At 62.4% G+C, this 25,762-nt stretch carries 26 protein-coding genes; 14 read left to right on the top strand and 12 right to left on the bottom strand.

Features of this window, described 5'->3' with window-relative positions; genetic code table 11:
* Window positions 1-19 precede the first annotated feature (19 nt).
* Window positions 20-955 carry an A/G-specific adenine glycosylase gene (locus ACERJA_RS00260; protein WP_373606368.1) on the bottom strand — a complete coding sequence of 312 codons (936 nt, stop codon included), beginning with the start codon at window positions 953-955 and terminating at the stop codon, window positions 20-22.
* A gap of 117 nt (window positions 956-1,072) precedes the next feature.
* Here ACERJA_RS00260 and ACERJA_RS00255 point away from each other — a divergent pair, with 117 nt between their 5' ends.
* A complete protein-coding gene (locus ACERJA_RS00255) occupies window positions 1,073-1,396 on the top strand; it encodes a hypothetical protein (RefSeq protein WP_373606367.1) in 324 nt (107 codons plus the stop codon).
* A gap of 360 nt (window positions 1,397-1,756) precedes the next feature.
* Here the strand turns inward: ACERJA_RS00255 and ACERJA_RS00250 are convergent, their stop codons facing one another.
* Window positions 1,757-3,661, bottom strand: a complete 1,905-nt coding sequence (locus tag ACERJA_RS00250; protein ID WP_373606366.1) for a DHH family phosphoesterase — start codon at window positions 3,659-3,661, stop codon at window positions 1,757-1,759.
* Window positions 3,662-3,740: 79 nt separating this feature from the next.
* A complete protein-coding gene (locus tag ACERJA_RS00245) occupies window positions 3,741-5,993 on the bottom strand; it encodes an NADP-dependent malic enzyme (RefSeq protein WP_373606365.1) in 2,253 nt (750 codons plus the stop codon).
* A gap of 196 nt (window positions 5,994-6,189) precedes the next feature.
* Here ACERJA_RS00245 and ACERJA_RS00240 point away from each other — a divergent pair, with 196 nt between their 5' ends.
* The 3 genes from ACERJA_RS00240 to ACERJA_RS00230 all read left to right on the top strand — a co-directional run bounded on the left by ACERJA_RS00240 (window position 6,190) and on the right by ACERJA_RS00230 (window position 8,929).
* The gene (locus tag ACERJA_RS00240; protein ID WP_049889976.1) at window positions 6,190-6,687 is read left to right on the top strand and encodes a Mov34/MPN/PAD-1 family protein; all 498 of its coding nucleotides are present in this window, start codon (window positions 6,190-6,192) and stop codon (window positions 6,685-6,687) included.
* Between the two features lie 78 nt (window positions 6,688-6,765).
* Entirely contained in the window at window positions 6,766-7,197 is a 432-nt protein-coding gene (locus tag ACERJA_RS00235; RefSeq protein WP_373606364.1) for an adenylyltransferase/cytidyltransferase family protein, read from the top strand.
* A gap of 358 nt (window positions 7,198-7,555) precedes the next feature.
* On the top strand, window positions 7,556-8,929 hold the full coding sequence (locus tag ACERJA_RS00230; protein ID WP_373606363.1) for a YncE family protein: 1,374 nt from the start codon (window positions 7,556-7,558) through the stop codon (window positions 8,927-8,929).
* On the opposite strand, the gene ACERJA_RS00225 is transcribed toward ACERJA_RS00230, so the two are convergent.
* A complete protein-coding gene (locus ACERJA_RS00225; protein ID WP_373606362.1) occupies window positions 8,926-9,084 on the bottom strand; it encodes a hypothetical protein in 159 nt (52 codons plus the stop codon). The two genes, ACERJA_RS00230 and ACERJA_RS00225, sit on opposite strands and share 4 nt — an antisense overlap.
* Before the next feature lie 166 nt (window positions 9,085-9,250).
* Between ACERJA_RS00225 and ilvD the strand changes: the two genes are divergently transcribed.
* On the top strand, window positions 9,251-10,987 hold the full coding sequence (gene ilvD / locus ACERJA_RS00220; RefSeq protein ID WP_373606360.1) for a dihydroxy-acid dehydratase: 1,737 nt from the start codon (window positions 9,251-9,253) through the stop codon (window positions 10,985-10,987).
* 71 nt (window positions 10,988-11,058) lie between these two features.
* Here ilvD and ACERJA_RS00215 read toward each other — a convergent pair whose 3' ends face one another.
* On the bottom strand, window positions 11,059-11,691 hold the full coding sequence (locus ACERJA_RS00215; RefSeq protein ID WP_373606359.1) for a molybdenum cofactor guanylyltransferase: 633 nt from the start codon (window positions 11,689-11,691) through the stop codon (window positions 11,059-11,061).
* 49 nt (window positions 11,692-11,740) lie between these two features.
* On the bottom strand, window positions 11,741-12,499 hold the full coding sequence (gene yqeC, locus ACERJA_RS00210) for a selenium cofactor biosynthesis protein YqeC (RefSeq protein WP_373606358.1): 759 nt from the start codon (window positions 12,497-12,499) through the stop codon (window positions 11,741-11,743).
* Between the two features lie 129 nt (window positions 12,500-12,628).
* Here yqeC and ACERJA_RS00205 point away from each other — a divergent pair, with 129 nt between their 5' ends.
* Window positions 12,629-13,606 (top strand): beta-ribofuranosylaminobenzene 5'-phosphate synthase family protein, encoded by a 978-nt coding sequence (locus ACERJA_RS00205; RefSeq protein ID WP_373606357.1) that lies wholly within the window; start codon window positions 12,629-12,631, stop codon window positions 13,604-13,606.
* Between the two features lie 80 nt (window positions 13,607-13,686).
* A complete protein-coding gene (locus ACERJA_RS00200) occupies window positions 13,687-14,016 on the top strand; it encodes a transcription factor S (protein WP_006067660.1) in 330 nt (109 codons plus the stop codon).
* A 48-nt stretch (window positions 14,017-14,064) separates the two neighbouring features.
* Here ACERJA_RS00200 and ACERJA_RS00195 read toward each other — a convergent pair whose 3' ends face one another.
* Entirely contained in the window at window positions 14,065-15,417 is a 1,353-nt protein-coding gene (locus tag ACERJA_RS00195; RefSeq protein ID WP_373606356.1) for a 4Fe-4S ferredoxin N-terminal domain-containing protein, read from the bottom strand.
* 234 nt (window positions 15,418-15,651) lie between these two features.
* Here ACERJA_RS00195 and ACERJA_RS00190 point away from each other — a divergent pair, with 234 nt between their 5' ends.
* Window positions 15,652-16,071, top strand: coding sequence for a high-potential iron-sulfur protein (locus ACERJA_RS00190; RefSeq protein ID WP_373606355.1), 420 nt, complete (start codon window positions 15,652-15,654; stop codon window positions 16,069-16,071).
* 114 nt (window positions 16,072-16,185) lie between these two features.
* Here ACERJA_RS00190 and ACERJA_RS00185 read toward each other — a convergent pair whose 3' ends face one another.
* Complete coding sequence (locus tag ACERJA_RS00185; RefSeq protein ID WP_373606354.1) at window positions 16,186-17,469, bottom strand: ATP-grasp domain-containing protein; 1,284 nt, start codon at window positions 17,467-17,469, stop codon at window positions 16,186-16,188.
* Between the two features lie 283 nt (window positions 17,470-17,752).
* On the opposite strand from ACERJA_RS00185, the gene dinB reads away from it, so the two are divergent.
* The 4 genes from dinB (at window position 17,753) to ACERJA_RS00165 (ending at window position 21,501) form a co-directional block, all read left to right on the top strand.
* Window positions 17,753-19,012, top strand: coding sequence for a DNA polymerase IV (gene dinB / locus ACERJA_RS00180; RefSeq protein ID WP_373606353.1), 1,260 nt, complete (start codon window positions 17,753-17,755; stop codon window positions 19,010-19,012).
* Window positions 19,013-19,077: 65 nt separating this feature from the next.
* A complete protein-coding gene (locus tag ACERJA_RS00175; RefSeq protein ID WP_373606352.1) occupies window positions 19,078-20,418 on the top strand; it encodes a J domain-containing protein in 1,341 nt (446 codons plus the stop codon).
* Between the two features lie 51 nt (window positions 20,419-20,469).
* On the top strand, window positions 20,470-21,129 hold the full coding sequence (locus ACERJA_RS00170) for a helix-turn-helix domain-containing protein (RefSeq protein WP_373606351.1): 660 nt from the start codon (window positions 20,470-20,472) through the stop codon (window positions 21,127-21,129).
* Window positions 21,130-21,189: 60 nt separating this feature from the next.
* Entirely contained in the window at window positions 21,190-21,501 is a 312-nt protein-coding gene (locus ACERJA_RS00165) for a HalOD1 output domain-containing protein (RefSeq protein WP_373606350.1), read from the top strand.
* 66 nt (window positions 21,502-21,567) lie between these two features.
* Here ACERJA_RS00165 and ACERJA_RS00160 read toward each other — a convergent pair whose 3' ends face one another.
* Together ACERJA_RS00160 and ACERJA_RS00155 are read right to left on the bottom strand one after the other, a co-directional pair.
* Window positions 21,568-21,708 carry a hypothetical protein gene (locus ACERJA_RS00160; RefSeq protein ID WP_373606348.1) on the bottom strand — a complete coding sequence of 47 codons (141 nt, stop codon included), beginning with the start codon at window positions 21,706-21,708 and terminating at the stop codon, window positions 21,568-21,570.
* A 41-nt stretch (window positions 21,709-21,749) separates the two neighbouring features.
* On the bottom strand, window positions 21,750-22,151 hold the full coding sequence (locus tag ACERJA_RS00155; protein ID WP_373606346.1) for a CopG family ribbon-helix-helix protein: 402 nt from the start codon (window positions 22,149-22,151) through the stop codon (window positions 21,750-21,752).
* A 137-nt stretch (window positions 22,152-22,288) separates the two neighbouring features.
* Between ACERJA_RS00155 and ACERJA_RS00150 the strand changes: the two genes are divergently transcribed.
* Window positions 22,289-22,780, top strand: a complete 492-nt coding sequence (locus ACERJA_RS00150) for a metal-dependent hydrolase (RefSeq protein ID WP_373606344.1) — start codon at window positions 22,289-22,291, stop codon at window positions 22,778-22,780.
* Between the two features lie 34 nt (window positions 22,781-22,814).
* Here the strand turns inward: ACERJA_RS00150 and ACERJA_RS00145 are convergent, their stop codons facing one another.
* Window positions 22,815-23,693 carry a cytochrome oxidase assembly protein gene (locus ACERJA_RS00145; protein WP_373606342.1) on the bottom strand — a complete coding sequence of 293 codons (879 nt, stop codon included), beginning with the start codon at window positions 23,691-23,693 and terminating at the stop codon, window positions 22,815-22,817.
* Between the two features lie 163 nt (window positions 23,694-23,856).
* Between ACERJA_RS00145 and ACERJA_RS00140 the strand changes: the two genes are divergently transcribed.
* Window positions 23,857-24,987: a M24 family metallopeptidase gene (locus tag ACERJA_RS00140; RefSeq protein WP_373606340.1), complete on the top strand. Its 1,131-nt coding sequence runs from the start codon at window positions 23,857-23,859 to the stop codon at window positions 24,985-24,987.
* A gap of 116 nt (window positions 24,988-25,103) precedes the next feature.
* On the opposite strand, the gene ACERJA_RS00135 is transcribed toward ACERJA_RS00140, so the two are convergent.
* Window positions 25,104-25,697, bottom strand: a complete 594-nt coding sequence (locus ACERJA_RS00135; protein WP_373606339.1) for a helix-turn-helix domain-containing protein — start codon at window positions 25,695-25,697, stop codon at window positions 25,104-25,106.
* Between the last annotated feature and the right edge of the window lie 65 nt (window positions 25,698-25,762).

Below are 25,762 nucleotides of genomic sequence, written 5' to 3'. Positions count from 1 at the left end.
GAGTGCGTTCGTGGCCTCCTCAACGCTGGAGCCGTGCGACGAGGTCGCTGCCACTGCCATCGAGGTCGACCAGCCCGTCCGACTCGAGATCATCGAGCAGTCCCTCGAGCCACTCGCGGCCGTACTCACCGTCGGGCACGTAATCGACGCGGATACGATGGCCAAGCGTATCGATCTCGAGGTCGTCGTACTCTCGGAGCGTGCCGATGACGCGACCGCGGAACTGCCGGCGACTCCCCTCGAAACTCGGCTGGGTGGGGACGTCGGGGGCGGTAAAGTCGCCGCTGGCGTAGGCGCCACACCACTCGCGCCACGGACAGCCGACCTCGTCACAGCGCGGCGTCTGCGTACAGGCGACGCCGCCGAGTTCCATGATCGCGTTGTTCCAGACTCGCGACCGGCCCTCGGGCATGAGGTCGTTCGCAGCGTCCTCGAAGGCCGCATCATCGTCGGGCACGCCGAACGCGCGGTAGCAGACCCGCTTGACGTTCGTGTCGACGACAGCATCGCCGTTGTTGAACGCGAAACTCGCAACGGCGTTTGCAGTGTAGGGGCCGACACCCATCAGCTCCTGGAGTTCGCTGGGAGTGGACGGAAACTCGCCAGCGTACCCCTCCTCTACCTGCTGGGCCGCCTCGTGGAGATACTTCGCTCGGTTGTTGTACCCCAGGCTGTGGCCCGTCCAAAAGCCCACGACATCCGCTCGATCCGCGGCAGCGAGATCGGCCGCCGTCGGCCAGCGCTCGAGAAAGTCCTCCCATGCCTGGACGACCCGATCGAGTTGGGTCTGCTGGCTCATCACCTCGCTGACGAGGATCTCGTAGGGGTCGTCGGTCTGCCGCCAGGGGTAGTCGCGGTGGTCGGCTTCGTACCACGCGATCAGGGCCTCACGGACGGCCTCGCGGTCGTCGGGCAGCGTCCACGCCCCGTCGCCGTCACCGTCGCTCTCACTCATCGGTCGTCCTAGCGAGTGGGCCGTCTTACTGGTGGCGGTTCGATCGTTCGAGTCGATCGCCGATCGCGCTCGGTCGACCACGAAAGCCCTATCCCGCCGGCTCGAGTCCCCTAACCTATGAGTCTCGACGATCTCACCGACGACGTACAGGATTCCTACGGCCAGTTAGACGACGAACTCACCGTCTCGCTCGATCGAGAAGCGCGAAACGAACTCGCCTTACTCGAGGCTGCACTCGAGCCCGAAGACACCGACGAACTCGTCCGTCGGGCGATCCACATGCTCTTTCAGACCACCGTCGACACCGGCAAACTCGACTTCCAGCTCCGGTCGGCCTACGACGTCACCTACGACGAGTATCTCTCGGGAATGACGTTCGAAGAGATGACTGGCGCCGATCAGTACCCCTCGATGGACGACGAGCGCCGCTATCAGTTCTAACGGCGCTGCGATCGCCGGCGACCCACAAGCAGAACGCCGCATCTGGCTAGGACCTCGCGTACGATATCAATATGTGTTCTAGGGCAGATGAATAATCTTATCGACATAATAGGTGCGCTTATGGGCGCTCGATTCCTCGAGTCGTCTATGGCAATCAGGCAACGTTCACTCGAATCCGAATTCCATTGTCCAGAATGCTCTGGATCGCTGTCGACCCGGTACGACTCACTCGTCTGTGACGACTGTGGCTACACGCCACGTCACGGCGCAGACTGACGTCGCCACTGGATCACTCGAAATAGCGTAAAACGCTCGAACGGCGGTTTTCACCGTCCGTTACTCAGATCGTTGAGTCAGCGCTCAGTCGTCGATCGGGGCCGCACTCGAGAGCGCCTCGTCGATCTCGGCTTCTTCCATCTTGTCGACTAAGGCGTCGATCACTTCCTCGCGTTTGCCTTTGACGAACTTGATCGAGCCGACGACGAGGTGACCGCCGCCGGAGACGCCGCCACCGGAGATCTCTTCCTCGAGTTCGGTGACCATGTTCGGGATATCGAGTCGCACACCGTCACTGCGCAGGACGGCGAAATCAGGGCCGTAGCCGACCGTGATAACGGGGTCGCCCGTCTCTTCGATCTTGCGGTCGTGGATCTCACCAGTCGTCTTCCCCGGGGCAGGGTAGGTAAAGCGGTGGGCGTAGTTCTCGACGTCGATCCGGTAGAGGTGAGCCCCGTTGTCGAGGTCTTCGTGCTCGAGGTGAGCCATTGCGGCGTCGAGCTGTTCGTCGACCTCCTCGCGAGCGCGGTCGGCGAAGAAGGACACGAGTTCGCGGTGGCGCTCCTCGTCGCCGTTATCGATGTGGAGCAGGTCCTGAATCAGCTGGTCGCCAGAGTTATACCGCAGCCAGAAGGCCGCATAATCCAGCGCTTCGCTGAGATCCTGCAGTCGGCTCTCGTCGAACCCTTCCTCGGCGGCGAGTTCGAGATAGTCGGTCATCGCGTCGGCTTTCGAGCGATCCGAGATGCCGGCGACGGCGGGAACGTGGCGGAGTTCGTCGGTGATCTCCGGGTAGATCATCCGTGCGAGCTCGACACAGAGCATCCCCGTCGTGATCCGGTAGTCCTCGCCGTGGAGATACGGGTTGACGTGGGCGTCGAGTAAGTCCTCCACCGCGTCGGGGTCGGGGTGGTGGTGGTCGACGACGGCGATCGGAATGTCGTAGTGGGCCAGCGTCTCGTAGGCAGGCACGTCCTCGGCCGTCGAGCCGTTGTCGAGCATGAGCAGGAGTGGGAGTTGCTGGCCGTGTTTCTCCTGATCCTCGAGGGCGAAGTTCAGATCCCGCGTGGCGTCTTCCATCTCGTAGAAGGGCGCCTTTGCAGGGAGGCGTTTGATGAGGTGTCGCGGGGCGTCGGCGTCCTCGTGAACCTCTGCGATGAACCGCTCGAGGGCGATCTGGACGGGAACGGCAGCACACATGCCGTCGCCGTCGGCGTGGTGTCGAACCCGGATGGGACGACCCTCGAGGACGGTTCGGCGGAGCAGCTTCGCGACGTTCTGCAGGTCGGGTCGGAGCTTCTCGAACGCGGGCCAGTCGATCAGTGGTTCGACGTCGTGGGGCTGTGCACGGGCTTCGAGGGCGGTCTCGAGCCGTTGTCGGGCATCATCTGCGACCTCGCCCTCGAGTTTCGAGAGTCCGTCGACTTCGATCTGGACGTCACCCTCGCGGTGTTCCGGCGCACCGGTGACGCGGACGATATCGCCGACTTCGACCGATGGGTAGGCACGGACGCCTGCCTCCTCGAACGCAGCACACGGGACGACGCCGTCCTCGTCGGTGATGTGGAAGATCGTTGGGCCGCCGGTCTGTTTGACCTGGACGACCTCGCCCTCGAGGTGGATCTGTTCGCCGATGTTCGACTCGAGGCGGTCGGTTCCGGTCAGCGCGTAGTCGTGATCGACGGGTTCGACGGTGTAGTCGTCGATGTCGACCGGCTCGAACGCCATGTCGCCGTTTTCTCGGACGGTCTCGAGTTTGACGACGAGATCGTCACCGACGGCGTAGGTGCCGCTGAGGACGGATTCGTGGACGAGTCCAGAGACCGATTCGGAAAGATCAACGAAAACGCCGTAGTCGACGATACCGTTGATTTCGGCGAGATACGGCTGGTCCTGTTCGACGTCCGCTGCAGTACAATCGGAAGCGAGATCGTAGACGACGGAATCCCCGTCGTCTGCGCCGGGTTCCCCGGCGGACTCACGTGTCATCTTGGGTCGTCATTTGCGATGGTCGCGTATAACCCTTGTCAAGAAGGAATGCCGCGCACGTGAGCGCGCCGTAGAGCGGCTACTCTTCCTGGGCGTCGACGGTTGCGACAGCTGCCAGATTAACGATGTCAGCGACGTCGTCATCACGCTGGAGAACGTGAACCGGGCGGTCCATACCGACCAGCATCGGCCCGATCGCTTCGGCTCCACCGAGTCGCTGGAGGAGTTTGTAACAGATGTTCCCTGCCTCGAGGTTCGGGAAGACGAGCACGTTGGCTGGCTCGTCTAACTCGGCGAACTCGTAGCTTCCCTCGAGTAACTCCTCAACGACGGCAGTGTCGGCCTGCATTTCGCCGTCGACGGGGAAGTCAACACTCGGATCGCCACGAAGCTGTTGGGCCGCTCGGCGGGGTTTTCGAGTGCCGTCGTTGTCCACGCTCCCGAAGTCGGAGTACGAGAGCAGTGCGGCTCGTGGCTCGACGTTGAACTGCCTGGCGAGGGCAGCCGTGTGACGCGTAATTTCGGCGAGGACGTCCTCGTTAGGGTCCTGATTGACCGTCGCGTCCGCGAGGAAGATGACACGATTTTTGAACGTGAGCATGTAGACGCCCGCAGCGTAGTCGGTGTCCGGTGCGGTGCCGATGACCTGCAACGGCGGCCGAAGCGCAGACGGGTAGTGGTTCGTCAGCCCGGTGAGCATCGCGTCGGCGTCGCCTTGATCGACCATCACCGAGGCAAAGTAGTTGCTGTCTCGAATCAACTCGTCGGCTTCGGTTCGTGTCACGCCCTTGCGCTGGCGACGCTCGTAGAGTGACTCCGTGTAGTGGTCGTACGCACCAGCACCGGGATCGACCACTTCGGGGTCGAACTCGAGGCCGAGTTCCGCGATCGTCGTTGCGATCTCGTCTTCGTCCCCGATCAGCACTGGCTGGGCGACCGCTCGTTCTTCGATCTGGGCCGCTGCTCGGATGATCTTCTCGTTGCCCCCTTCGGCCAGCGCGAGTCGTTTGGGCTCGGTTTTGGCCTTGTTGAACACCGTCCGCATCATCTCGCGGGATTTGCCGAGGCGGGCCTCGAGACGTTCGACGTAGGTCTCGATATCCATCTCGATCCGAGCCGCATCGCTGTCGATCGCGGCACGGGCGACTGCAGGAGCGACCTGGAACAACACCCGCGGATCGAGCGGTTTCGGAATGATGTACTCGGGGCCGAACTGGAGCGGCTGATCGCCGTAGGCTTTCCGGACGGCGTCGGGCACGTCCTGTTTTGTGAGGTCTGCGATGGCTTCCGCAGCAGCGACTTTCATCTCCTCGTTGATCTCGGCCGCACGCACGTCGAGTGCGCCGCGGAAAATAAAGGGGAATCCGAGGACGTTGTTGACCTGGTTCGGGTAGTCCGACCGGCCAGTTGCCATGATGACGTCGTCCGAACGAGCGGTTTTCGCCGTCTCGTAGTCGATCTCGGGTTCGGGGTTTGCCATCGCGAAGACGATCGGGTCCGCGGCCATCGACTGGATCATCTCCGGCGAGACGATGCCGCCAACCGAGAGGCCGACGAAGACGTCCGCATCAACCATCGCGTCGGCAAGTTCACCTTCGGGAACGTCTCGGGCGAACTCGCGACTGTACGGATCGAGCTCGCCGGCTTCGGCTCGTTCCGTCGTCAGGATGCCGTCGATGTCGACCATCGTGATGTGTTCTCGTTTGACGCCCAGCGAGACGAAAAATTGGGCCGTCGCAAGCGCTGCGGCACCCGCTCCGGCGAACGTGACCGAGATCGACTCGAGATCTTTGTCGGCGAGTTCGACGGCGTTTAACAGCGCTGCGCCGGTGATGATCGCCGTGCCGTGTTGGTCGTCGTGGAAAACCGGGATATCCATTCGCTCGCGCAGGCGCTCTTCGATTCGGAAACACTCGGGTGCGGCAATGTCTTCCAAGTTGATCCCGCCAAAGGTCGGCTCCATCGCCGCAACAGACTCGACGAACGCGTCGGGATCGTCGAGGTCGAGTTCGATGTCGAAAACGTCGATATCTGCAAACCGTTTGAACAGGACGCCTTTCCCTTCCATGACCGGTTTCGACGCCTGGGCACCGATATCGCCGAGGCCGAGTACGGCAGAGCCGTTCGAGACGACGCCGATGAGATTCCCTTTCGCGGTGTACTGGTAGGCGTCGTTTTCTCGATCGTCGATTTCTCGACACGGCGCAGCGACGCCGGGTGAGTACGCAAGCGAGAGGTCTCGCTGTGTACTCGTCGATTTTGTCGTTCGGATCTCGATTTTGCCCGGTGGGTCCTCGCTATGGTAGGCGAGTGAGTCCTCATCTAGTGACATACATCCGGATAGCCAGGGGAGTTCAAAAAGACACGCGCTAATACACAGCGGGGGTGTATGTATTCCTAGGTGACCATTGAGTACCATCATCGGCGGTGCGGATCCGGTCGACACCGTAGCCCCGATGGAGACCTGTGGTCGATCCCGAGACTATCTTATCGGAACGTTTAGCAACCGCAAGCCCGCATACTGTGCTATGGGGCTGTTCGACGCGCTGTTTCGCTCGAGTGAGATACTCGGCATCGCCGAGGAGACACTCGAGTTCGCCATCGAGTCCTCCGAGGCGACCCATCCCAACGAGTATATGGGGTTTCTCCGGGGGACCGAGGCAGACAAGCTCGGTGTCGATCAGGATGGGCTCGTTATCACGGACATTCTGGTCGTCCCCGGCACCGAAGCAAACAGCGTCAGCGCGACGGTCAAGACGAGCCAGATTCCAAACGACGTGAAAGCACTCGGCAGCATTCACTCCCATCCCAACGGCGTGATCCGGCCGAGCAGCGCAGATCTGGAGACGTTCGGTCGGGGCAGCGTCCACGTTATCATCGGTGCGCCCTACCGCCGAACGGACTGGAAAGCCTTTGACTCACAGGGGAAACCGACGCAGTTGAACGTGATCGACGTCGACCTCCCCGAAACTGAGGACTTTTTCGACTTCACGCAGGCGGATATCGACGACGAACTCCGACGATAGTATGAGTATGCTCGAGACGACTACTGGCCAGGATTGTGAACGGACGACGAGCAACGCACGCCGCGGTCGGAGGATATCATGACGAAAACGGTCATCGCACAGGGCACGTTCGACATCATCCACCCCGGCCACGTCCACTACCTCGAGGAGGCAGCCGCGATGGGCGACGAACTGTACGTCATCGTCGCCCGCAAGGCAAACGTCGATCACAAGAAAGCGCCGATCTGTCCGGCAACACAGCGCCGGGACGTCGTCGGCGCACTCGAGGCCGTCGACGAGGCACGACTCGGCAACGAGGAGGACATCTTCGTCCCGATCGAGGAGATCGATCCCGACGTGATCGCGCTCGGCCACGACCAACACCACAACGCCGACGCCATCGAGACCGAACTCGAGCGCCGTGGCATCGACTGCGTCGTCGAGCGTGCAAGCGGGCGCGAGCCAGACGACGACGAGGAGATCCTCTCGACGCGACTCATCATCGACCGCATCCTCGAGCGCCGCGGGTGAGCCGTCGGTCCCGGACCGGTTGCGTACAGCGCAGACTCGAGATGTAATTCGACAATTGAACCAGTGTTTTAACCACTGTGGAGCTGAAAGTACGGAGACAGCAGGCCGATACTGCGATCGCTGGCGTGGTGATTTTCGATGGTGGCGAGTGACGACACAGATACCGGCAACAAGGTCCGCAACAGTCGCCGGAACCCGCCCTCGAGTGGCCGGCAGCCGGCCACAGCTTGCAGTGTAGAACACTGACGGCTGAATCGGGCTCAATTCTTGCCTCTTTCTATGTCTCAAATGCCGAATTCGCCACGGAGAAGGCCTGAAACCCGCAAACTTTTGAGGTAGCAGTTCGGATCATACTCGTATGCAGATGGACGCAACTCGCAGACGGTTTTTGGTCGGGAGTGCAGCCGCTGGCGCAGTCGCGCTGGCTGGCTGTGCTGGGGACAGCGAGGATGACGACGACAGTTCGGGGAACGGGACGGAGACGGCGTTCGACTACCAGATCGATCCCGAACTCGAGGAAGGAGATGGCTCCTACGAACTCTGGGCGCTCGACCAGGGTCGGGACAACATCTTCATCTACGAACCAGCGGCTGACGGCGACGGATTCGCGGTCACGAACTTCATCGACGTCAACGCCCTCGAGGGCGTCCCCGAAGAGGACGTCGTCCCGCACATGATCGACTACAACTCGACCTACGAGTACGCCGCCGTCGCCTGTACGGCTGGCGCGCGCACGCTCGTCTTCCGCACCGAAGACCACGAACTGGTCGCCGACATCGACACCGGCGCTGGCTCGCACATGGCCGCGTTCTCGCCGGACGACGAGCACATTCACGTCGACGCTATCGGCGAGGGTGCCATCGTTCGCGTCGAGGCCGACCTCGAGAGCGAGTCGTTCGAGGTCGTCGATGAGATCGACGTGCTCGAGGACGACACCGTCCAGGCCGCCGGCATCGAGAGCGGCGCACCGATCTGTCATCAGTACGCCCACGACGGGCGCACGCTGCACACGCTCGGTCCGAGCTATCACGACGGCGCGCTCGTCATCGTCGACCACGAGGAGTTCACCGTCGACAAGGCGTACTCCGGCGACGAACTGCCGACCAACTGTGGGACCATGCCCCACCCGACCGAGGAGAAGTTCTATCTCACTGCGGGGCTCCCCTCGAGCGACGGTGAGGGCGTTGGTGACTACTACGTCTACGACACCGCCGAAGACGAGGTCCTCGTCGACGGCGAGAGCACCCAGGGCAACGACGCACACGGCTTCTGGTTCACTCCCGACGGCGAAGAGCTGTGGGTGCTGAACCGCGAGACCAACGACGGCGTCGTCGTCGATCCCGAAACTGACGAGGTCATCGAGACGATCGATGCCTACGGCCCCGACCAGTCCGAGGATCCGGACGAGCGTGATTCGCCCGACATCATGTGGGCCTCGCCCGACGGCGAGTACATGTTCGTCACCCTGCGCGGTCCAGCCCCGCTGTCGGGTGACCCACACGCCGCGACGGGTGTCACGCCGGGCATCTCCGTGCTCGACATCGAGAGCCGCGAGATCGTCGAGGTTATCGAGCCCCACCCGATCGACGACTTCGACGACGACCACATCGCACTCGCTCAGGACGAAGCCGAAGACGGGCCACGTGTCCCCGACTTCCACGGCGTCGGTGTCCGACCGCTCGAGGCGTTCGAGACTGGGATCGGGACGTCCCCGCCGTTTAACACGAACTAGTTCTCGAGAATCACCGCCGGTGGAGGGAGTCGAACCGACTCCACCGTGTGACCGGTTTCGACGAAGTGTTTGATCGCGCTTTCTGACGCCACGGCGTCCGTCTCGGACGCAGCAGTGGTGGCCTGCCACTCACACTCGAGGCAGTATGTGTACATTGATACTCTATCGGTCGCTCCGTGACAGGAGCGGGAAAGGCCCGTGCAGGAAATCGAAGGCGTGAGCAGCGGCGGTGTGGTGACCGCCGAATGTGTTCGAGTGGGGTTTGATAAGGCCGATATCGGTATCCAAGCCCTTTAAGCGCCGAGGTGGCAATCTCACGGTATGAGCCAACAGTCCGAACAGGGATCGCCCGTCGAGGGCAAACCCGAGGAGTTGCCGAGCAAAGAGGTCACGGAGGGAGTCGAACGCGCCCCACACCGTGCGATGTTCCGCGCGATGGGATACGACGATGCGGACCTGTCCTCGCCGATGATCGGCGTTGCGAACCCGGCCGCAGACATCACGCCCTGTAACGTCCATCTGGACGATGTGGCCCAGTCGGCCTACGACGCCGTCGACGAGGCCGACGGGATGCCGATCGAGTTCGGCACGATCACCATCTCCGACGCGATCTCGATGGGGACCGAGGGGATGAAGGCCTCGCTGATCTCCCGTGAAGTGATCGCCGACTCCGTCGAACTCGTCGCCTTCGGCGAGCGTATGGACGGCCTCGTCACCATCGGTGGCTGTGACAAGAACATGCCAGGGATGATGATGGCCGCGATCCGGACGGATCTGCCGAGCGTCTTCCTCTATGGCGGTTCGATCATGCCCGGCGAACACGAGGGCCGTGAGGTCACGATCCAGAACGTCTTCGAGGGCGTCGGTGCCGTCGCCGACGGCGAGATGTCCGAAGATGAACTCGACGAGATGGAGCGCCACGCCTGTCCCGGCGCGGGCTCCTGTGGTGGGATGTTCACTGCCAACACGATGGCGTCGATCTCCGAGACGATCGGTTTCGCGCCGCTTGGCTCGTCCTCGCCACCCGCCGAGGACGACGACCGCTACGAGGTCGCCCGCGAGAGCGGCGAACTCGCCGTCGAGGTCGTCCGCGAGCAGCGCAAGCCGTCGGATTTCCTCTCGCGAGCGTCCTTCGAAAACGCGGTTGCGCTGCAGGTGGCTATCGGTGGCTCGACCAACGCTGTGCTCCACCTGCTGGCGATGGCTGCCGAGGCCGGTATCGACCTCGATATCGAAGACTTCAACGAGATCAGCGCCCGCACGCCGAAGATCGCCAAGCTCCAGCCCAGCGGCGCACATGTGATGAACGACCTCCACGAGGTCGGCGGCGTCCCCGTCGTGCTCCGAGAACTCCTCGAGGCAGACCTGCTCCACGGCGATGCGCTGACGGTCACCGGCGAGACGATGGCCGAGGCCATCGAACGCATCGATCCGCCACGAATCAGCGATCTCGACGCTGAGTTCCTCTACACCGTCGACGACCCAATCAACGAACGCGGTGCCATCCGTATCCTCACCGGAAACCTCGCACCAGAGGGTGCCGTCATCAAGATCACCGGCGAGGACCACCTCCATCACGAGGGCCCCGTCCGTATCTTCGAAGAAGAAGAGGACGCGATGGCGTACGTCCAGGAAGGGCACGTTGAGACAGGTGACGTCATCGGCATCCGCAACGAAGGGCCCCGCGGCGGCCCCGGTATGCGGGAGATGCTCGGCGTCACGAGCGCGGTCGCTGGCCAGGGCCACGCCGAGGACGTGGCACTGTTCACCGACGGCCGGTTCTCCGGTGCCACTCGAGGCTTCTCCATCGGCCACGTCGCGCCGGAAGCCGCCGTCGGCGGCCCCATCGCCGCCCTCGAGGACGGCGACACCATCACGATCGACATCGACGACCTCGAGCTCTCCGTCGATCTCTCCGACGAGGAGATCGAGCAGCGACTCGAGGAACACGGCCTCCCCGAACCCAACTACACGACCGGTGTGCTGGCGAAGTACGGACAGCTGTTCGACTCCGCGGCCAACGGTGCCGTGACCAACCCCGGCGCGAAACAGGAGTAACGGGGTTCGAACGGAAAAACGCTGTTTCGAATACGAACGACGCAGACGACGTTTTTTGTCAGGAATCGCGTCTACTCGAGCCGTCGTGTCGCTCGCTGTAGCGCTGCCGGCGTATCGATGCTCTCGAACGTCATCTCGGAGATGCCCTCGAGGTCGGCTTCCGCGACGGTGACCACGTCGAGCGTGTCGAACGCAGCGAGAATCCGAGTGTCGTCGGAGCCGAGCGTCTCCTTGCAGGCACGGGCCATCGACTCAGCACGGTAGACCGCCTGCGTTGGCTGATACCAGCCGTCCTCGAGTCGGACGACGGCCCCGTCGTGGCCACGGGCGTGCGCGTACAGCTGTTCGAACAGCGCCGGCTCGGCAAACGGCATATCACAGGCGACGACGGCCGCATACTCGCAGTCGACTGCCTCGAGACCGACCTGGATACCGGCCAACGGACCCCGGTCCGGGACCGGGTCGATCGCGTAGCGCACCTCGACATCGTGGTCCGACAGCGCCGTCTGAATCGCCTCGCGTTGCTCGTCGCGGCAGTTGACGACGACGGCATCGGTGAGTGTCGCGAGACGATCGACGACGCGTCGGATCATCGGCACTCCGGCGAGGTCGGCGACGGCCTTGTCCGTGTCGCCAAAGCGCGTCGAGTAGCCGCCCGCGAGGACAACGCCCTCGAGTGAACCGGTAGTCGTCACGGGTGACATGACGGGAGCCGCTCATATAAGCGGTCAGCACGCGTTCCTGCGGGGTCGTTCATCGACGAACCTCGATGAGCGGCTCGTCGGCGAGCATGCTCGTCAGGACGACGCGAGAGACACGATTCGTGGCGGCGGGTTTCTCGAGGACGTGCGCCGCAATTTCGCGTGCCGTCTCGAGGGCATCGTCGTCGTCGACCATGTTGAGCACCGGAATGTACGTCGCCTCCTCGGGAACGTCTTTCAGCCCGCCGTCGGGACTGGTCAGGATCGTCGCGACGTCGGCCGGTTCGATCGGCTCACCAACCGCTCGCCCGGTTGCCGCCGCGACGCGCTCCGGACGGTGGACGACCGACTCCTCGAGTGGGCGACCGACCGCGTCGACGCTGGCGATGGCAAGCACCGTCTCGACACCGCTCGGCAGCTGTGGTTCGCGCTCGTTTGGAGCCTTCAACAGCCGTGTTCGGGCACCATCAGCTTTGACCAGCACGTGGTCGACAGCCGAAGCCCCAGCGATTCGGTCGACCGTTTCGGGATCGTATCCCCGGTATCGGTCGTCTCGTTCCTGTTCGGGAACCAGCCCCAGCGGCCACTCGAGGTCACGATCATCGGCGCTTGCCCGCTCGAGGGCGGCGATCGGGTCGTCAGTTACCCACACGTCGGCGACCTCGCGGTCGAAGATCGGGATTCGAACGGTTGCCGTGACGACCGTTCGCTCGAGTCGGCCGGCGAGTTCGTACAGTGTCGACTTCTTGCCACCAGCGCCGACGACGCAGGTGAGGGAGGCATCGACCTCGAGTGCGCGTGTGAATTCCATGCATACTGGTGATACGACCGGCCGAAAAGAACTATCGATGACACGAGAGGTGGCGTTTGAGCAGGCGTCCCGTCGACAGTCGTTGCCACCGTCGAAACCCCCTTGCCGGGGGCTTGCCTACCGCCGTCTATGACAATCGCGACCGTCAGCGCAGGTGCCCGGCTCCATATCGGGTTCCAGAACCTTTCGCTGGCTCGGCGGCGGCTCTACGGCGGCATTGGTGTCGGTCTCGAGGAGCCACGCGTCACGGTCACCGCCACCCCCGCCTCCGACGTGGAGAGCGACGATCAACTAGTCCGGACGTATGCGGCTCGCGCCGCCGACGCACTCGACGTTCCCGGCGTCGCGGTCACGGTTGAGGAACGGCTCCCACGCCATATCGGTCTCGGGAGCGGCACCCAGCTTGCGCTGTCCGTGCTCGCGGCGACGGCGCACGCCTACGGGCTCGAGCCGGAAGTTCGGGAGCAGGCACCCGAAATGGGCCGTGGCGGGCGAAGTGGTATCGGCGTCGCAACGTTCGAAGACGGCGGATTCGTCGTCGATGCCGGCCATCCGACGAACCGGTTTACGACCGAGCCACCGACGGAGGGTGACTGGACGGTCCCACCCGTCGTCGCTCGCCACGCGTTGCCCGACGACTGGCGATTTCTCGTCGTCATCCCCGATAGCGACCCCGGCCGCAGCGGCGATGACGAGGACGCGAGTATGCGAACGGTCGTCGAGCGCGCAGATCCCGCCGTCGCCGACGAGATCGCCGGCGTCATCACCCGGAAGCTGTTGCCGGCCGCAGCCGAGGGTCGACTCGAGGCCTTCGGCGAGGCGACCGCCGAAATCGGTCGCAAGAACGGCGCGTGGTACGCCGACGCACAGGGTGGCGTCTTTCGCCCGCCCGCAGGCACCCTCGTCGAAACGCTCGAGGCCTGTCCGGTCTGTACAGGCGTCGGCCAGTCGTCGTGGGGACCCGTCGTCTACGCCCTCACGGATCGAACACACGCCGACGAAGCCACGGCTGCCGCCCGGGACGCGCTCACGGACAACGACCTCGAGGGCGACGTCGTGCTTTCGGCTCCTGCCTCGAGCGGCGCGTCTATTCACACCGAGCGCTGAGCGCCGGCTGCTATCGTATCTATCAGTCGCTTGCGAACGCGAAAGGAGTGTTTTTGCGACTCGACCGTCTACGCATGAGTATGCAGTTTTGCGACGACTGCGGTTCGATGATGAAAGCCGAGGGCGACCGCATGGTCTGTACAAACGATGACTGTGGTGCGTCGCTCGAGCGAGATCGTGAGCAAGAAGACGCGTTCGTCACGACGGAGTCACAGACCGACGCTGAGGTGATCGAGTCGGACGAGAACGCGAACTTCGAAGGCAAGCCAAAGGCGACGGACGTGATCTGTGACGAGTGTGGGAATCAGGAAGCCTGGTACACGCTCAAACAGACCGCATCGGCGGACGAACCCCCGACGCGCTTTTTCAAGTGTACCGAATGCGGGAAACGCTGGCGTGGCTACAACTGACGGGGGCTGCACACCTCGAGCGGAGTGTCGATCAACCCGCGACTCGAGTCAGTTGAACGGATCGATGCCGACAGTCCCCTGGTCGACGATGTCTTTTCGGTTGTCCGTGTGGCCAACGTCCTCGTAGTCAACTGGACCGTCGACCTGCTGGGCGTTTGGTCCCGGTTCGTTCCCGATATAGACGATATTCGGTTCGGTACCGATTTCTTCTAACAGTTTAAACGTCGAGTCGCCGGTGCCGCCTTCCGCCTGGACGAGCGACCGCGCCTCGCGTTCAGTCAGCCCGTCATCGTCTTCGTCTTCCGCCGGCTCCGTCTCCCCTGTGAGAACGGCAATCGCCTCCTGCAACTCCGCTTCGGGTGGGCTCTGTGCCTGTACTCGAGCCAGCGCGGGATCGTCGAGATACTGCTGTGGGTCGCTCTCAGAGTCGTTCATGTCGCCAAACTGGATTGCCTCGGGCGGACAGGCATCCTCGCAGGCAGTTCGACCGACGAGTTCCTCGCCTTTGGAGCCATCCTGACGGGTCGCACAGAACGTACACTTCTCCATGACGCCTTTCGGACTCCGACTGCCAACCCAGCGGCCGCGCTCGTCGTAGATGTGATCCTCCTCGAGTTCTTCGGCCGACACCTCCGGCTCTCCCCACTGGAAGTAGTTGACACCGTACGGACAGGCGACCTGGCAGTAGCGACAGCCGATGCAGACGTCGTAGTCAGTCAACACGAGGCCGTCGCTTTGCCGGGTATGGCGTGCCGTCGTCGGACACACCTTCTCACACGGGGCATCCGTACAGTGCTGACAGGGACGAATCAGGCGATTCCGTCCACCCGGCGTACTGTCTTCGTAATCCAGAACGTACATCCAGTTTGCTCCCTGCTCCCAGTTGTGCTCTTCAGCACAGGCGACGACACAGGAGAGACAGCCATCACACCGTTCGAGGTCGAGCACCATGCCCCACTGGACGCCCTCCTCATCGTCTTGCTCCGTCGCTGTTTCATCCGCCTCGCTCGCCCCAAATCTCGGCTCGTCGTCCGACACCGTCCCCCACGTGCCGAGTCCGACCGCCCCCGCTCCGACGCCGATCTTCTGCATCACCTCCCGCCGCGATTCGTCGTCGACACCGAACCGAGAGAGCGTTCCCTCGAGTTGGCCATCGTCTGCTGGCCGTTCGACCGGCCGTTCGTCCTCACCGAACTCTTCGACGACAGCCTCGTGGTACCGTTCGTAGAACGCCGACTCCGAGAGGTCGCCCGCCGTGACACGCATGGCATCCCCAGCCATTGCGAGGCCGAGTTCTGTGTCGTGGTCGGTGTCCTCGAGTATCGCCTCGAGTTCCGTTTGCCACTCGTCCCCGAGCGGATGGAACGGTTCGTCCGTGGTCGTGTCCTCGTTGTCACCCATCGTGTTCGCTCACCCCGTTGGAGGCTATGAGCAGTGTTGGCTAGCCACACTAGCACTGATGGGGAGCGTTCACAAAGTGAGTCAGCCTGCGGCTGCCGGGACACCGCGACTCCGTCGAGCGTTGCTGTCGGCCATGGGATTTTACTCGAGAATTCGTCTGCGTGATTTTCGTTGTGACGACATATCTGTCTCGCTGAACAGGGGTTTTTGAAACGGTAACACATAGCAGCTAGCATGGGAGACCGGAACCCACGCGAGTCGCGGCGTCGGTTCCTGCGGGCCACTGGGTGTGGGTCAGCAATCGTGCTCGCCGGTTGTCTCGGCGAAGATATCAGCTATGCGGCTGGTGAATCGGCAGTGGATCGACCGGAAGACTGGTGTTTCGACGAACTGAGTGAGACCGTCCCCGAGATCGAAGCAGATGCGGTGAGTATCGACGGGATCGAACGAAAGGACGAAGACGAACTCCTCTCGAGAGAGGAAGCCGCGTATCAGTGTGGCCCCGTGGAGGGCAACGTCTGTGGCACCTGTACGTACTACATCGACGATCGTGACGGCGATGCAATCGGCGCGTGTACCGAAGTCGAAGGCGAGATTCGATCGACAGACTGGTGTGCGCTCTGGGCACCGAGAGAGAAGATAGACGAGGAATGAATCGTCTGTCACGTCGATGCGGATCGCTTCTATGCCGCCTGTGAACGCCTCCGCGAGCAAACCGACTTCTATTCTAGACTACTACGAGTCGGTGGCTGAAGACGTCCGAGCAGGTCAACGTGCCTGTCTCGCGGACGGCCGCGGCAATCGATCGGAGACTGATTCGCCGACGTTCCGGGCGATGTTCACCACGTTGTTCGCGACACCGAGTACGGCGGGCGACGGGTCGTCGAGGGCGACGTACGCGAAGTTTGGCTGTGCGTAGAGCGCCCGCGCGACCTCCCAACTTGCCGTCGCGAGCGATGGCCGCTCAACGTAGTCGGGAAACGCTCCTGTGACAATGCTGCGAAGATACTCGATCTCACCGTTGACATCGTGCGTGCCAACGCCTAACTTGTATTGCGAGTCGGCCGGAATCGGTTCGTCGCCGGCGAGACGCCAGTAATAAAACGGGAAATCAGCGCCCGCCTCGACGGCACACGACATCGACACCCAGACGCGAGGGTTGATCTCCAGGAGTGTGTACTCGTCTGACTCATCGTCTTTGAGGAACTGTACGGCGGCCAACCCGTGCCAGTCGAGGTGGTCGAGCAGCGCCCGTCCCACTGACTCAAGTTCCGGATCGTACGTCGTCTCCCGATAACTACTGACGCCGCCGGCATACGAGTCGCCCCGCAGCTGATGCTTGTGACACGTCGCGACCGCCGTCCCACGGTCGTACAGCGCCCAGAACGAGTACTCGGTGCCCGAAACGTACTCTTGTACGATCGGGATGTGATCCATGTTGGCGCGGATCGCCTCCTGGTCCGGTTCGTCGCCGGGAACTATGTACTCCGTTGACGGCGGTTCAACGAAGTACTCCGGTGAGGTCGATTCGAGGGATTCGGACGTCAGTATCGAGTGTCTCGGCTTGACGATCAGTTCGCGGTTCCAGTCATCCACGTCGGTGAGCAGTTCCGTCTCGGGGGTCTGAACTCCAGCCGCCTGCGCCTCCCGAACGAGACGCACGCGGTCCTGTGAAATTCGGAGCGACTCGTGAGGTGGGCAAGGCGTCGTCACGTGATCCTCGAACTCGGACCGAAACCTCGAGAGAACGTAGACGTCCGCCTCCTGCATCGGGATGATCGTCCGTACATCGGGCCTGCTCGCGAGTGACAACAGGGCTTCTTTGTACTCGAGCAGACTCTCCTCCGGAGACGGTACAACAACCGATTCACGACAGTATCGGGAGTTAGACGGAGGGACGTTCGGACTGGGCGAGACGACGATCGATGGGATCTCTCTTCGTCCAAGCGAGCGGACACAGGTAATGGTACTCTCCCCTACGGTTGGGACGACAGCCAACTCGTTTGTGGCGCGGTCAGCGACCGTTTGCCCTCTGATCTCTTTGTCCGCCATACGAGTGGTCTCCACATAGGTGTGCATAAATCGCCCACGCGCATATCAGACAGCGGTTAACTCGGTAATTGCTGATTGAAAACGAGACGCGATTTTCTGTGGCGACAGCACGTCTCCGGAAACGGCTTTCACTTCCGATGAGAGCGTGTGTGCATGCATATCGAACTTCGAAGACGACGATCACAGGAGTCCGCTTCTATCCCCCATCGCAGTCCGACCGCGACGTCGCTCGAGGACGACGCGGACACAACGTTCACAACGGTTCGCACGAACCCTCAAATGAATGACTGACGGGCCGCGGCTGCCGGGCGTCGAGGTGACGGACGACGACGAGCGAATCGTCTGTCACGTCGATGCGGATTGCTTCTATGCCGCCTGTGAACGCCTCCGCGAGCCCCAACTCCGCGGTGAGCCCGTCGTCGTCGGCATGGGTTATGAACCCGGCGAGACCGTCGGCGCTGTCGCCACCGCCAGCTACGAAGCCCGCGAGTTCGGCGTCGAAAGCGCACAAGCGATCTCGAGTGCACTCGAGCGCTTGCCGAGACGTGCCCCAGATGGCTCGAGTGAGCCACCGCGAGACCGCGAGCAAACCGGCTTCTATCGCCCGGTTGATCTGGACTACTACGAGTCGGTGGCCGAAGACGTCCGGACGATCCTCCACGACTGTGCCGACGTCGTGCGGGAGGTGAGCATCGACGAGGCCTATCTCGACGTCACCGACCGAACCGCCTGGGAGGTTGCCGACGGCTTCGCTCGACACATCAAAGACCGCATCCGCCGAGACGTTGGCGTCGTCGTCAGCGTCGGCGTCGCACCGACGATGAGCGCGGCCAAAATCGCCAGCGACTTCGAGAAACCCGACGGGCTGACCGTCGTTCGACCCGGCGAGGTGCGGGAGTTTCTGGCCCCGCTCGAGGTCGACCTGCTTCACGGCGTCGGTCCCGTGACAGCCCGTGAGCTCCGCGAGATGGGACTCGAGACAGCCGGCGACGTCGCCGCAACCGATCCCGAGCCGCTGGTCGACCGCTTTGGCGAACGGGGCCGGGAGCTCTATGACCGCGCCCGTGGCGATGACGATCGTCGGGTCGAACCGAAAGGGGAGCCCAAAAGCTTCTCGCGGGAGTCCGCGTTCGCCGAACCGATCACGGCGTCGGCCCCCAAGTACGAACAGATCGAGGCGCTCGCGACGGCCGTCGCCAACCGTGCACAACGCGAGGGTGCGCTGTACCGGACGATCGGGGTCAAAGCCGTCACACCGCCGTACGACGTCAACACCCGCGAGCGATCGCTGCCAGGGCCAGTCGACGACCCCGACCTCGTCGAGCGGATCGCTCGCGACCTGTTCACGGAGTTCGAAACCGACCCCGTCCGCAAACTCGGCGTTCGCGTCGCAAACCTCGAGTTCGCCGCGACCGATCAGGCGAGTCTCGACAGTTGGGGCCACCGTGAGGTCGACCACCGAACTGACGGCACACCGAGCGACGGGGAGACGACCCATAGTCACCATACGGACGGTCAGTCGTCGCTCACTGACTTCTCGTGAGAGCACTGTTATTATAACCCCCCCTCGAGTACAATGCAGCAAACGAGACGATCACAGAGGGTTACATGACCGAGGATTTCTACGATCTCCTGGAGATCTCGTCCGATGCATCCCAAGACGAGATCAAAGATGCCTACCGTGAACAGGTCCGCGTATATCACCCCGATCATAACGACGACGACCGGGCTCGAGCCCAGTTTACGGCCGTTAAGAAGGCGTACGATATTCTCGGCGATCCCGTCGAACGGAAGGCCTACGACCGGATGGGCCACAAAGATTACGTCGCCAAGCGAACCAGCGGAATCCCCTCACCGGACGTCTGGCAGAGCACCGACAGCTCACAGTCGTCGGAGACAACCACGTCAGGCGACTCACAGGCAGACGAGACGAGTTCCGGGAAGACGTTTACCTACTCATCGTCCAGTTCGTCGAGTGCCGGCGAATCGACGACATCGAAGCGAGCATCAGCAACCGGGGCGAAAACAGGTGGAACGTCCAAGACGACCGCAGGCACCTCGAGTACCACAACGACTGGCAGCAGTGGAACATCCAAGACGGCCACGGACACCTCGAGTACCACAACGACTGGCGGTAGCGGGTCATCTAGAACAGCGACTGGGGCCGCCACGTCGAACACCACCCACAGCGGCAGTTCGGCCGGCAGTGCCACACGCAGCGAAACACAGACCACGTCCGAGTCCGACGCACAGACCGGATCTGGCGGCCTTGCCGATAACCCGGTCTCTCGGTGGTGGCGACGACAGAACTTCTCGTTACCACTGATCTGGCTGTCAGTCTGTCTCTACGTCGTCGGACTCGCCCACTTCGCGTTCGAAAACGAGGCCGGCCTCGAGACGCTTTCGACCGAGCTACAGGCGATCGGTGCCGATCCCAACGGCCTCTGGGAGACGCTCTCGAGCAGCCGTCACGGCATCGAGACAACGACTGAGTTTCTGGTGGCCGTCGAACTCGTCGCGCCGCCGCTCGAACCACTGCAGTGGTACGCCGCGTTAGCTGGTGGCGTCGGCGTGACGCTTCTCGTCTTGCTCGGTGCTCGTCTCGTCCGGGACCGAGAGACGTGGGGGCCGGTGTCGATCGACGAAACGATCGTCGTCGCACTTGCAGTGGCCGTGTCGACCACTCTCGTCGGCGGGCCGTTGCTGGCCGGTGCGGTCCTCATGCCCGTTCTGTTCGGCGTAATCGTTCGTCATACGCGGCGTGGACCGGGCTGGAAGCCGTCGTATCTGTACGTACTCCCGGTGTTGGCACCGGCCGTCGGCTTTGCAATCGCGGCTGCCGGAGCGGCGACGCTTGCGATCGATCTCCTCGCGTTCGTGGTGCTCCCGATTGTCGGCGCACTGGGGCTACCGCTGCGGGCGACGATCAGGAAACGGTTCGGTCGGTAGCGAACTGACAGCGGCGAAAGCACCTTACCGATAGGCCGATACCGAACGATAATGAGTGTTATCGCTGAGTATACATTATCGAACCCAATCCTACAGGAAACGCGACGGTCGGTTTCAGGGGTCACACTCGAAGTCGAGGACGAACAGCCAGCCCCCGGCACCCACCCACGACTGATCGTCTGGGCGAAGGGGACGGAAGCCGATCTCGACCAATTCTTTCAGGAACTCCCAGATGATCCATCGATCACCTCATTCGAGGTCCTTTCGACGCTTCCCGAGCGACGTCTTTTCCGGATGTCGCTGTCTCCAGCGGGCGAGCGAGGGCTGACGTACGTCGATGCGATCACGTATGGCATCACGTTTCTCGACATCGAAGCGGGGGCAGACAAAATGAACTACCGTGCGCAGGTCCCGAGTCGGAGCGCACTGATCGATTACCGCGAACGGTGTCAGGAACGCGATCTCTCGTTCGAGCTGCGACGGCTCTATCGAAGTGATGCGGAAACGACGGCAAAGTATGGGCTCACTGCCCGCCAGCGAGATGCGTTGTGTTGTGCATTGGAGCGAGGCTATTTCGACGTTCCACGCGAGGTTTCGACAGCTGAACTGGCCGAGGAGTTCGACATCTCGAGTCAGGCGTTCTCTGCACTGCTTCGGCGCGGACACGAAGCGCTGTTGCGCAACACGATCGCCGAGGACAATCGAACTTAAAACATTGATCGATAAACCCGGTCGAACTCCTATCAACGGTTCGTCCGTACTCGTATACCGATGGCCACAAAGCAAGATCATGCAGCGGGGGCCGTACGAGAGGGGGAAATAACGTATACGGCTGGTAGCGACGAAACGCTGAGTGATGCAGTGATTGCAGCCTTGCGAACAGCAGCGGGCTGTTCGACCTCGCCAGAACAGGATGTCGGCATGCTTACGCCGCTGTTCAAGACGATCGATCCTGACGCCCTGAACGCCCTTTTCAGCTCGACCTACAGCGGCGCATCGAGAACCGGAACTATCACGTTCACACACGACGGCTACGAGGTAACCGCCACGAGCGACGGACGCGTCGTCGTCTCGAGTGAGTAACACGGACAGCGAACTCGACTTGCGCGCGTCTTCCTGCAGTCTCGAAACGATAGTCGCCACTGAACCTCACTGCACACCTGCTCGCATGGCGAGAGCGCGGTTCTCGCTCACTTCGTTCGTTCCGAACCGCGGAAAGCGAACGGGGAGGAACGTCCCGTGAGCGAGGACTCGAGCGAGAACCGCGGCCAGTGCGATGGATGTGTACATCGATTCAGTCGTTACTATAGAGCACTATCTCGCCAGACACGTCAGTGCGATTGCTGCTCTGCTCGGAGCAACGTTACCCTGACGCGCCCGACGGCGTCGAAGTCTTTCAGCCGATAGACGAGATCCCGTATCTCCTCGGCCGGGCCGTGACAGAAGACGGCCTCGAGACACCATTCACCGTGATGGACGTGACAGGTGGTGTCGATCTCGGCCTGAAACTCGTGTTGGATCTCGTGGAGGTCTTCGATGATTTCTTCGTGGACGTAGTCGAAGACGACTGTCGCCGCGACCGTTCCACGAGCCTGTTCCAGACGATGGTGTGATTCGACGTACTCTTGGATCGCTTCTCGGAGTGCGCGTGAGCGAGAATCGAGCCCTTCAGCCTGCCAGGTTCGGTCAAACTCGGCCAGCATCTCCTCGGGAATGTTGAGACTGGTTCGCATATCGTGGTATTCGCGTGGAGACGAAAAGGTGCAGCGGTCACAGCGCCTCGCTGGCAGCGAGGATCTGCCCGTCGGTGACTGTGCGTCCGTATTGAGGACGGTGTATTTATATTCCACTGTCGAGTGTCGTTGGACAAGTGTATCAGCTGGGCCACTACGGGGCGGCGCTGCTTGCATACGCACCACTCGGAACCATCGTTGCGCTCGGTGGCCACGAGACGGCAGCGGCCGTCGGCGCAGTCGCCTGTCTCGCCCTCTCGACGCTTCCCGACTGCGACCAGCAGCTGCCGGCGATCGAGCACCGTGGGCCGACGCATTCGGTGGTCTTCGCGCTGCTCGTCGGTGTCGGGCTCGCGTCGATCAGCGCACTCTTTATCGACGTCTCCTCACCCGCCGCCGAAACTGGCGTTGCAGCGTTCGCGTTCATCGTCGGCACACTCTCGATCAGCTCACACCTGCTCGCGGATGTCCTAACTCCCATGGGGATCCGTCCGTTCTGGCCGTTCTCGGCTCGTCACTACACACTCGAGATCACGAGAGCGGCAAACCCACTCGCCAACTACGCGCTGTTCGGCGCTGGCATCAGTGCCGTTCTCGTCGGCATGATAATCGTCGCCACAGCTGGCTGATCGACAGCCGCGATTGAAAAATGATTGGTCGCGTTTAAAGCGCGCCGCTCGAGCGACTCGCGGTCCGACGAACCAGTCGAATGCCGACGATGAACACGACCAACAGCAGTGCAGCGACGGCAACGTAGATGTAATCGAGTGCTGGATTGAACGTCATCACGGCCCGGCGACCGAAAAAGATCGTAAGGAGGGCGAGCACCGACGTGCCGCTCAGCAGGGCAGTCAACCGGTTCGACTCGAAGTGGCGACGGCCGACCATCGTCGCGACGATGACAGCAGCTAGCAGTGCGAGGGTGACACCGTACTGGGCCATCTGGACCGATGGTCGGTACGACGTGATGTCACCGATCACCAGCGGGCTGAGGGCGACGTGGAACGGGACCGAAACGGCACCGAGTGTGAGCGCGGCGGAAACATGTTTTGACGTCAACCGCGGGGCCCAGACGAGGACGGTCGCGACCGTAAACAACACGAAGATGAGCACGGCCGTCCAGAAGTGGAGGGCCAGAATGTCCATCGTGTACTGTGTGACGGTTTCGCGGCCGAGGACGACCTGAATCGGCGTCAGAATCATGCCGGCGACGACGAGTGCGGCCACACGTTTGTCAATGTTCGGGAGGCGCATGGCTGCAATGGCGGAGCCGATGATGGCGAAGCCGGCGAACATCGCGACGAAGCGGTGGAACCACTCGTAGAAACTCGGGATGTTTGCCGGAAGCAGGTTGAAGGGCCCAGCATCACACTGGGGCCAGTTTGCTTCACAGGCCAACCCCGACCCGGTCGCTTTCGCTGCGACGCCAAGCAGGATGGTCGCCGCGACCACCACCAGCGTCATCGCGATCAGGTGCGGAAAGCCGAACCGTTCGATCAGCGGACGGAGTACCGGACGGGAAGTGTAACTATCGGTCGACACAGGCGTTCAAGCGGGGGTTAGGACCACCCATACTTATGTTTCCCGAGTCGTTCTTACTCCGCTGGAATCGGGTGACTGAGTGCGTCATCGCCCCTGAACACCACTCCACACCCCGACACACCCCCATCGTCGCATTCAAGAGTCGGCCGTGCCAGCACCCGACATGGACAAGCGCGAACGACTCGAGTCGTATCTCGAGTCACACGAACTCGATTCGGTCTGGTTCGCACGGCCGAACGCCTTCGCCTGGCTGACGGGAGGCAACAACGTCGTCGACCGTGAGACGGACGCCGGCGTCGCCGCCATCGGTTACGACGGGACGACACTCCGGCTCATCGCGAACAACATCGAAGCGGAGCGTATCGCCGCCGAAGAGCTACCGGAGCTTGAGCGCGATGGAGTCTCGGTCGAGACGTTCCCGTGGCACGCACACTCACTCGGTGACGCGATCACAGCCCAACTCGACGACGATGAAGAAGCCGCTGCCGACATCGAAATCCCGGGGCTCGAGCGCGTCGATCCGACGGCACTTCGACAGCCACTGACTGAGCGTGACCGCGAACAGTATCGAACGCTGGGCCAGGAAACGGCCGCTGCGGTCGAGTCGGTCTGTCGAGAGCTTCGGGCCAACGATAGCGAACACGAGGTTGCATCGGCACTTCGAGTTGCCCTCTCGGCACGCGACATCGAAGCACCCGTTGTCCTCGTCGGCGGGGCAGAACGCGCCCAGCAGTACCGCCATTACACGCCCACAGATGCCGAACTCGGCGACTACGCACTCGTCTCCGTGACGACCCAGCGGGCTGGCTTGCACGCGAGTTGTACCCGGACCGTCGCCTTCGATCCACCATCGTGGCTCGAGAAGCGCCACGAGGCTGCCGCGCGCGTCGAGACGACAGCACTCGCAGCGACGCAGGCTGCAGCGAGCGATAGCGGGACGGCCGGTGACGTCTTCGCGGCGATTCAGGACGCCTACGACGCGGTCGGCTGGGACGGCGAGTGGGAGCGCCACCACCAGGGCGGCGCTGCTGGCTTTGCGGGTCGAGAGTGGATCGCAACGCCCGATCACGAGGCACCGATCACGGCCCCGATGGCCTACGCGTGGAACCCAACTGTCGAGGGCGCAAAAAGCGAAGACACCGTGTTGGTTACCGCCAGCGACGGACAACGCGGCGCTGCAGACACGTCGGTCGAACCACTTACGACGACGGGCAACTGGCCGACGACGACTGTGCAGGCCGTCGACAGCGATCTCGAACTCGAGCGACCGGCAGTGCTCGATCTCGAGGACTGACCAACGGCACGTCGTCAAGACATACTAGTCGAACAGCCATCACGCTCGAGCGCCAGTAGCGTGGTGACTCGGTCTGTCCGACAAGACGAGCAGGGTGGACAGCGATGGCACGGGAGCTACTGATCGTCGGTCGACGCTGACTCCTCAGCGTCGGTATCACTAGCGTCAGTGGGATCTGACGGGGCGGTGTCGTTGACCGTAATCGTGACGGGCTCGGTGCCGTCCTCGAGGGTCGGCTCCGACTCGGCGTGGCGATCGAGTGTGAAGATCGTGTTCAGCTCCCGCTGGACCTGATCGACGACGCCGCCGACGAGTTCGCTCGGCTGGATAGCGGTATACTCGTAGGGGTTGTTTCCGGCTCCCTCGCTTGCGCGTTTCTCCCGCGTCACGCGGTCTTCGTCGTGGAGTTCCGCGAGCGCTTCTCGGACGGTGCTCGGGTAGAGACCGGTTCCCGTGGCGACCTCTTCGGAGGTGCTGCCGGGGTGTGCGAGGAGGTGAACGTAGATCTTTGCTCGAGTCTCCGTATCGAGGATCCACGAGAGCAGATCGACGATGCGCTGGTCGACCTCCTCGACGGCGGTCGTTCGACGCAGCTCCGCATCACTATCGAGACGGTCACTCTCTTCTTCGAACGCTTCGCTGGTCTCGTCTCGGTACCGATCGCTGCGATCGTCGTCCGCCTGATGCTCGTCAGTGTCGTCTGTAGCCATAGTGTCCTCTCGTCAAGGACAAGGGTTCGCACGGAAGTAAAGCTTTGCAGGCCATTTCGCGGCCT

This window comes from Natronorubrum sp. A-ect3 (assembly GCF_041821125.1).
In the GTDB taxonomy this organism is placed as follows: domain Archaea; phylum Halobacteriota; class Halobacteria; order Halobacteriales; family Natrialbaceae; genus Natronorubrum; species Natronorubrum bangense.
The sequence above is the reverse complement of the archived record's forward strand: the minus strand, read 5'-3'. Positions and strand labels throughout refer to the sequence as shown.